Genomic DNA, 8,276 nt, shown 5'->3' with positions numbered 1-8,276 from the left:
CTGCAGTTCGAAGGCGTCGTCGCCGCGCCCTTCGCCTCGGCCCTGGCGGCCCTGGAGGAGGACGAGATGGACCTCGGCGCCGTGTGCATCGACATGGGCGGCGGATCGACCTCGGCGGCGGTGTTCACCGCCGGCAGCCTGGTGCATGTGGAGACCCTGCCGGTGGGCGGGCAGCATGTGACCGCCGATATCGCCCGGGGACTTTCCACCTCCATGGCCGGGGCCGAGCGCATCAAGACCCTGCATGGTTCGGCCATCGCCTCGGCCAATGAGGACCGCGAGATGATCGAGGCCCCGCCCCGGGGCGACGATCCGGGCGCGGGCCCTGTCATCGCTCCGCGTTCTCTGCTCAAGGGCATCATCGCCCCGCGGGTGGAGGAGACCCTGGAGCTGCTCCGTGACCGCCTGAAGGCGTCAGGCGCGCCGGTGGAGCCGGGGGCGAGCCTGGTCCTGACCGGCGGCGCCAGCCAACTGGCTGGGGTGCGCGAAGTGGCCGTGCGCGTATTCGACCGACCCGTGCGCCTGGGCCGGCCGCGGCGGGTGCCCCATCTGGCGGACGCGGCTTCGGGTCCGGCCTTCTGCGCGGCGGCTGGCGTCCTGCACCGGGCGGCCTTTGGGCCCAGGGAAGCGGTCTCGGCCAAATCCATGTCGGGCGCGCGGATTCGCCGTGAAAGCCTTGATCCCCGGGCCAATCCGGTGACAAAGGCCGCAGCCTGGCTTCGCGAAAACCTCTAGTCGCAAGTCTAGCTCGCCCGTGGTCAAGGTTAGCGGCGCCAGAATAAACTTGGCGCGATGACCTGCGCCATGCGGCCGCAGGCGGCCCAGGTTAAGTCTCCCGGATTGCCGAAAAGCTGCGGTTAAGCCTTATGGGGCAACAAAAATATGCGCGGCGCCTGGGTCGACGGACCTCCGACTCAATGTAAGCGGTTTACGTTCGATTAAGGATGATGGTCGCTAAGTTAACCGCATCCCAATCGGAGCGTGCCGCGGCGGGTCGCGTGCGCTTCAACAGATTTGCGGAGGACGGTGGGTCCTATGGCTATTGCATTAACGGCGCCGCGTGAGACAGAGCTGAAGCCGCGCATCGTGGTGTTCGGCGTTGGCGGCGCAGGCGGAAACGCCGTGAACAACATGATCGAGGCCCACCTCGAGGGCGTCGAGTTCGTGGTCGCGAACACCGACGCCCAGCAGTTGGCGTTCTCCAAGACAGACCGGCGCATCCAGCTTGGCGCGACGGTCACACAGGGCCTGGGCGCCGGCGCCCATCCCGAGGTCGGCATGAGCGCCGCCGAAGAATCCATTCCTGAGATCGGTGAGCACCTGGACGGCGCCCACATGATCTTCATCACCGCCGGCATGGGCGGCGGCACCGGCACCGGGGCTGCGCCCATCATCGCCAAGTGCGCCCGCGAGCGGGGCATCCTGACGGTCGGCGTCGTGACCAAGCCCTTCCACTTCGAGGGGCGTCACCGCATGCGCCTGGCGGACTCCGGCATCGCCGAGCTGCAGCGCTATGTCGACACCCTCATCGTCATTCCGAACCAGAACCTGTTCCGGGTGGCCAACGAGCGGACCACCTTCTCCGAAGCCTTCGGCATGGCCGATCAGGTGCTGCATTCGGGCGTGCGCTCCATCACCGACCTGATGGTGCTGCCGGGCCTGATCAATCTCGACTTCGCCGATGTTCGCACGGTGATGACCGAGATGGGCAAGGCGATGATGGGCACCGGCGAAGCCTCCGGCGACGACCGCGCCCTGATGGCCGCGCAGAACGCCATTCAAAACCCGCTGCTGGACGAAGTCTCGCTCAAGGGCGCCAAGGCCGTGCTGGTGAATGTCACCGGCGGCCTGGACATGACCCTGCTGGAGGTCGACGAAGCCGCCAACGCCATCTCCGAACAGGTGGACGCTGACGCCAACATCATCTTCGGCGCGGCCTTTGATCCGTCCCTCGACGGCATGATCCGCGTATCGGTGGTGGCCACCGGCATGGACGGCGCCTCGATTTCGGCGATCGAGCCCAAGGCGGAGGTTCGCCGTCCGCCTGCGCCGGCCCAGCCGGCGCCGCAGCCCGCCCATACCCCTGTCCGCCAGGCTGAACCGGTCCGTCAGGTCGCGCCGCCGCCGGCCTATGTGGAGCGGCCCGCCCCCGCGGCCTACGCCCCGGAGCCCGCCCGTGCGCCAGAGCCCGCGCCCCAGGCCTACGCCCCGCCAGCGGCGCCCCAGGTTCAGCCCCAGGCCCAGGCTAGGCCCCCTGAGCCGCCGGCCCCTTCGGCCTATGCGGCGCCGCAACCCGATCTCTATGCGCGTCCGACCCCGGCCGCCGCGCCGGAGGCGCCCGCGGAACGTCCGATCACCCGCATCGTCGACCCAATGGTCGCCGATGAGGATGATGAGCCCCTGTTCGGTGAGGGCGCCTTCACTGACGACCGTCGCCAGCGTGGCGGGTTTCTAAGCCTGTTTGGCGGCCGCCCGCGCTATGACGCTCCCGCCGCGCCGCCGGCGCCTGTCGCCGGACGGCCGCAGGCCACCAGCCGTGGCGGCGCCCAGCCGGCCGAGACCGCCGACCCAGAGCGGGATGGCGGCGAGGACCTGGAAATCCCGTCCTTCCTCCGGCGTCTGGCCAACTGAACCCTTGAGCCTGTCTGGGCTTTTTATTGGACGGCCGGTCCCTCGGGGCCGGCCGTCATTCATTGTGGATGAGCCTGGCGCCGCAGGCTTTGTCTAGCTGCCGGAAAACGAACAGAAATCTGCCGCCTTGTTCAGGCGAAACATTCGGAAACAGGACTTGTGTTGCGGCGCCGCAGTCTAGGTTTTAACCGGCCTATGGGGGCGTGCGTCGTCAGGTGCGCGCCCGCCTGAACGAGTTCTGGTCAATCAAGGTTCTGTCTGTGCCCGCAACCATCGCCCACGCCCAGCCGGCCTTGCAACACCCGGCGCTGCAACACGCCGCCCTCCAGCACACGGTGCTGGGACCCGCCATCTTCGCCGGGATCGGCGTCCATACCGGCGCCCATGTGCGGGTGGCTGTCCGCCCGGCGCCGACGGACACCGGGATCGTCTTTGTCCGCACCGATGTCACCGACCAGGACAACCGGATCACGGCCTCGGGGGAGGCTGTGTGCAAGACCCAACTGGGTACGGTCATCGGCAACGCCGCAGGCGTCACGGTCTCGACCATCGAACACCTGATGGCCGCCTTCGCCACCCTGGGCGTCGACAACGCGGTCGTCGAGCTGGATGGTCCGGAAATGCCGATCATGGACGGCTCGTCCGAGCCCTTCGTCCAAATTCTTGACCAGGCCGGCCGCCGCCAGCAGGACGCGCCCCGCCGCTATATCGAGATCCTGGCGCCGATCGAGGTGGTCGATGGCGACAAGAGCGCGCGCCTGCTGCCCAGCAGCCAGTTTGAAGTCGCCTTCGAGATCGTGTTTGATTCGCCGGTGATTGGCCGGCAGTCGGTCGATCTGGTGATGAATGAGGCGGCCTTCCGCGCCGAACTGGCCAATTGCCGCACCTTCGGCTTCGCCCACGAGGTTGACGCCTTGCGGGCCATGGGTCTGGCCCGCGGCGGCTCGCTGGAAAATGTGGTGGTGATTGAGGGCGATCGCATCCTCAACCCCGAGGGCCTGCGCCGGCCTGACGAATTCGTGCGCCACAAGGCCCTGGACGCTATTGGCGACCTCTATGTCCTCGGCGCGCCGATCCTTGGGCGCTTTGAGGGCCGTCTGGCGGGCCACGCCATCAATAATCAGCTTGTTCGGGCCCTGATCGAACAGCCTGACGCCTGGCGCATCCGCACCTTCGCCCCTGAGCTCGCCCTGGCGGTCTGAGCTTCCGTTTGCGCCGGCGCCCGCGTGGTGTAGAAGCGAGGGCTCGCGGCGCGGGGGCGCGCGTTGGTCTTTTTGAGGTGAAGGTGTCTCTGCTTCACAATGCCCTTCGGGGTCCCGCCCTGGCGACGGTCATCGCCGCCCTGGCCCTTACGGCCTGCGCCGGACGCACGGAGCGCCCGCGGCTGGCCTATGAGGAGCGGCCGGTCGAGCTGCTCTACAACACCGGCGCCAATCGGCTGGACCGCGGTCTTTGGAACCAGGCGATTGATTATTTCGCCGAGGTTGAGCGTCAGCATCCCTATTCGGTCTGGGCCCGGCGTTCGATCCTGATGACGGCGTATGCGCAGTATCAGGCCAATGACTATGCCGAGGCGATCGCCAGCGCAGACCGCTTCCTGACCCAGGCTCCCGGCAATCCCGCGGCGGTCTACGCCTACTATCTCAAGGCCATTTGCTATTTCGAGCAGATCGTCGATGTGGGTCGCGATCAGGCGGCGACGGGCCAAGCCCTCAACGCCCTCCAAGAAGTCGTGCAGCGCTACCCCAACAGCGAATACGCCAAGGATGCGCTTCTGAAGATCGACATGGTCCGCGACCAGCTGGCGGGCAAGGAAATGACGGTCGGCCGCTATTATCTGCGCAATGGCGACATTCTGGCCGGGATCGGCCGGTTCAAGACGGTCGTCGATCGCTACGACACCACCAGCCACACACCCGAAGCCCTCTACCGCCTTGTGGAGGCCTATCTGTCCCTGGGCCTGACCGAAGAGGCCAAGCGCAACGGCGCCGTGCTGGGCTTCAACTATCCCGGCAGCATCTGGTACCGGGACGCCTATAGCCTGCTCAACAGCCGCGGACTGCGTCCGACGACGGCGCCACAGTCCGAGGAAGGTCGTGGGTTTTTCTCGCGGCTGCCCTTTGTCGGCGGCGGCCGATCCGACGAGTTGGAGCGCAACAAGGGCACCACCTTGCAGCCTCCGGCGAGCGAATAGAACCTAAGGCGAACGGACGGGCTTCCGCCCGCGGTGATTCCAGGCAATCTTGCACCCCATGCTGATCGGACTGTGGATCCGCGACGTGGTGCTGATCGAAGCGCTCGACCTGCCCATCGGGCCGGGGCTCACCGCCCTGACCGGAGAGACAGGTGCGGGCAAGTCGATCATCCTCGACGCCCTGGGCTTGGCCACCGGCGCACGGGCCGAGGCCGCCCTGGTGCGTCAGGGTGCGACCCTGGCCCAGGCCACAGCCCTCTTCGCCCCCCCACCCGACCACCCGGCCTGGGCGCTGCTGGACGAGAAGGGCTTGTCCTACGATCCCAGCGAGGACTTGGTCCTGCGCCGCACCGTCAGCGCCGATGGCCGCAGCCGCGCCTTCGTCAATGATCAGGCCACCAGCGTCGGGGTCCTGCGCGAACTGGGCGCCCTGCTGATGGAGGTCCATGGTCAGCACGAGACTGTCGGCCTTTTGGACACCCGCACCCATCGTCCCCTGCTGGACGCCTTCGGTCAGCTGGGCGTCCCCCTGGCCAAGGTCGGTGAGGCCTGGAAGACCTGGCGCGGGGCTCTGACCCGTCGGGACGATCTGGCCGCCGCCGCCGATCTGGCCGCCGCGGAGATGGAGGAGCTCAATCTGCGGCTCTCCGAACTCGATCGCCTTGAGCCCCGGGAAGGGGAGGAGGCCGACCTGGCCGAAAGCCGGGCCATGCTGGGCGCCGCCGAGAAGGCGCTCTCCGACATCGCCTCGGCCCGTGAGGCCTTCGATGGTCTGTCGCCTCGCATGGCCCAGGCCGTCCGCGCCCTCGACCGCGCGCGGGAGCGCGCCGTCCATGCGGGCGCGGCTGAGACCGGCCCCACAGTGACGCGGCTGGCCGCGGCCACCAGCGCCATCGACCGCGCCCTGGTGGAGGCCCAGGAGGCCGAGGCCGCCATCGACGGCGCGGCCGAGGCCTTCGACTTCGATCCCGACCGGCTCGAAAAGACCGAGGAGCGGCTGTTCGAACTGCGGGGCATGGCCCGCAAGCTCAATGTCAGCGTCGAGGAACTGCCCATACTGCGGGTCCGCTTCGCCGAGCGCCTGCGGGCCGCCGAAACCTCGGGCGAGGACCTGAAGGCCGCCGAAGCCGCCCTGGCCGCCGCCCGCGCGGCCTATCTGGCTGCCGCCGAGCAGCTCAGCGCCCAACGTCGCGCCGCCGGCGAGCGTCTGGCCCTGGCGGTGATGTCCGAACTCGGGCCGCTGAAACTGGACAAGGCCCGTTTCCGCACCACAGTCGAGACCCTCCTGCCAGAGAAGGCCGGTCCCCAGGGTCAGGACAGAATCGCCTTCGAAATCTCCACCAACCCCGGGGCGCCGTTTGGGGAACTTGGCCAGATCGCCTCAGGCGGCGAACTTGCCCGCCTGGCGCTGGCGCTGAAGGCGGCGCTGGCCGGCCGCGCAGAGGGCGCCCAGCCACTGATGATCTTCGATGAGGTGGACCAGGGCGTCGGCGGCGCCGTGGCCGATGCGGTGGGCCTGCGCCTGCGTCGCCTGGCCTCGGCGGCTCAGGTCCTGGTGGTCACCCACAGCCCGCAGGTGGCCGCCCGGGCTGACGCCCACTGGCGGATTTCCAAGGCCGGCGACGCCGAAATGGTGCGCACCGCTGTCGAGGTGCTGTCGCCGCCCGACCGCGAGGAAGAGATCGCCCGCATGCTGGCCGGCGCCCAGATCACCGATGCGGCCCGCGCCGCCGCCCGGGCCCTGATGGATGCCTGAGTTTCCCGCCTCCAAGCCGGCCGCCGACCTCTCCGAGGCCGAGGCCGCCGAAGAACTTACCTGGCTCGCCGACACCATGGCGGCCCACGACATCGCCTATTATCAGGACGACGCGCCCAAGGTCTCCGATGCAGAGTATGACGCGCTCAAGCGCCGCAACGCCGAGATCGAAGCGGCCTTTCCGGGCCTCATCCGCGAGAACTCCCCCAGCCTGAAGATCGGCGCCGCGGCCTCGGCCCAGTTTTCGCCCGTCGAGCACGGCGTGCCCATGCTCAGCCTCGACAACGCCTTTTCCGACGAGGAGGCCATTGAGTTCGAGGCCCGGGTGCGCCGATTCCTGCGCCTGGATGACACTCCCATCGCCTATACGGCCGAGCCCAAGATCGACGGCCTGTCGGCCTCAATCCGCTACGAGAAGGGCCGGCTCGTCCGCGGCGCCACCCGGGGCGATGGTCGGGTCGGCGAGGACGTCACCGCCAATCTACGCACCCTCTCCGACATCCCCGAGCGCCTGACAGGCTCTGGCTGGCCCGAGGTCATCGAGATCCGCGGCGAGGTCTATCTGGAGCATGAGGGCTTCAAGGCCCTGAACGCGGCGGCCGAGGCGGCGGGCCAGAAGACCTACGCCAATCCCCGCAACGCCGCGGCCGGCTCGCTGCGGCAACTGGATCCCAAGATCAGCGCCCAGCGACCGTTGCGCTTCTTCGCCTATGCCTGGGGTCTGGTCAGCGCGCCCTTCGCCGAGACCCAGTGGGCGGCGCTGGAGGCCTTGAAGGCCTGGGGCTTCCAGACCAATCCCCAGTCCCGCCGCGTCGAGGGCGCGGGCGGGCTGCTCGAGGCCTATCGGGAGATGGAGGGACTGCGGCCGCGCCTGGGCTTCGACATCGACGGGGTGGTCTACAAGGTCGACCGCCTGGACTGGCAGCAGCGCCTGGGCTTCGTCTCGCGCTCGCCCCGCTGGGCCATCGCCCGCAAGTTCCCCGCCGAACAGGCCCGCACGGTGCTGAACGCCATCGACCTGCAGGTGGGACGCACCGGCGCCGTCACCCCTGTAGCCCGGCTGGCGCCGGTGACCGTGGGCGGCGTCGTGGTGGAGAACGCCACCCTGCACAATGCCGACGAGATCGCCCGCAAGGACGTGCGCATCGGCGACACGGTCATCGTCCAGCGGGCCGGCGACGTGATCCCCCAGGTGGTGGGACCGGTGATCGAGCCGGGCGCAAAACGCAGCGAGCCCTACGTCTTCCCCGCCCACTGCCCCTGTCCCCTGAAGACACCGCTGGCGCGGGAGACCACGGCCTCAGGCGCCGAGACGGTGGTGCGCCGCTGCACCGGCGAGCTGGCCTGTCCGTTCCAGCGCATCGAGCACCTGAAGCACTTCGTCTCCCGCCGGGCCTTCGACATCGAGGGGCTGGGGGAAAAGCAGCTCCAGGCCTTCTTCGACAAGGGCTGGGTCAAGGCGCCGGCCGACATCTTTCGCCTGGCCGCCGACGAGGCCAAGCTGGACGAGTTGCGGGCCACTGAGGGCTATGGCGAGACCAGCGTCGCCAATCTGAAGGACGGCATCGACGCCAAGCGCAACATTCCGCTCGACCGATTCATCTACGGGCTCGGCATCCGCCATATTGGGGAGACGACCTCGCTCGCCCTGGCCCGCCACTTCGAAACCGTGGACGCCTTCCTGGCCGCAGCCCG

6 protein-coding genes are annotated in these 8,276 nt (G+C 68.6%); all 6 read left to right on the top strand.

All coding sequences use genetic code 11. The features are described 5' to 3' along the window. Positions 1 to 735: cell division protein FtsA (locus tag Q7V15_RS08675; RefSeq protein WP_304755102.1), on the top strand; the 735-nt coding region annotated here is incomplete at its 5' end. A gap of 300 nt (positions 736 to 1,035) precedes the next feature. Further along, positions 1,036 to 2,631 carry a cell division protein FtsZ gene (gene ftsZ / locus Q7V15_RS08670; protein WP_304755101.1) on the top strand — a complete coding sequence of 532 codons (1,596 nt, stop codon included), beginning with the start codon at positions 1,036 to 1,038 and terminating at the stop codon, positions 2,629 to 2,631. Positions 2,632 to 2,939: 308 nt separating this feature from the next. Beyond that, positions 2,940 to 3,833: a UDP-3-O-acyl-N-acetylglucosamine deacetylase gene (gene lpxC / locus Q7V15_RS08665; RefSeq protein WP_304755103.1), complete on the top strand. Its 894-nt coding sequence runs from the start codon at positions 2,940 to 2,942 to the stop codon at positions 3,831 to 3,833. Positions 3,834 to 3,910: 77 nt separating this feature from the next. After that, positions 3,911 to 4,825, top strand: coding sequence for an outer membrane protein assembly factor BamD (locus Q7V15_RS08660; protein ID WP_370689795.1), 915 nt, complete (start codon positions 3,911 to 3,913; stop codon positions 4,823 to 4,825). 58 nt (positions 4,826 to 4,883) lie between these two features. After that, complete coding sequence (recN, locus tag Q7V15_RS08655; RefSeq protein ID WP_304755099.1) at positions 4,884 to 6,581, top strand: DNA repair protein RecN; 1,698 nt, start codon at positions 4,884 to 4,886, stop codon at positions 6,579 to 6,581. Beyond that, positions 6,574 to 8,276: NAD-dependent DNA ligase LigA (gene ligA, locus Q7V15_RS08650; protein WP_304755098.1), on the top strand; the 1,703-nt coding region annotated here is incomplete at its 3' end. The genes recN and ligA, both read left to right, overlap by 8 nt.

Source organism: Phenylobacterium sp. (assembly GCF_030651755.1).
Lineage (GTDB): Bacteria > Pseudomonadota > Alphaproteobacteria > Caulobacterales > Caulobacteraceae > Phenylobacterium.
This window is presented reverse-complemented; position numbering and strand designations above follow the sequence as displayed.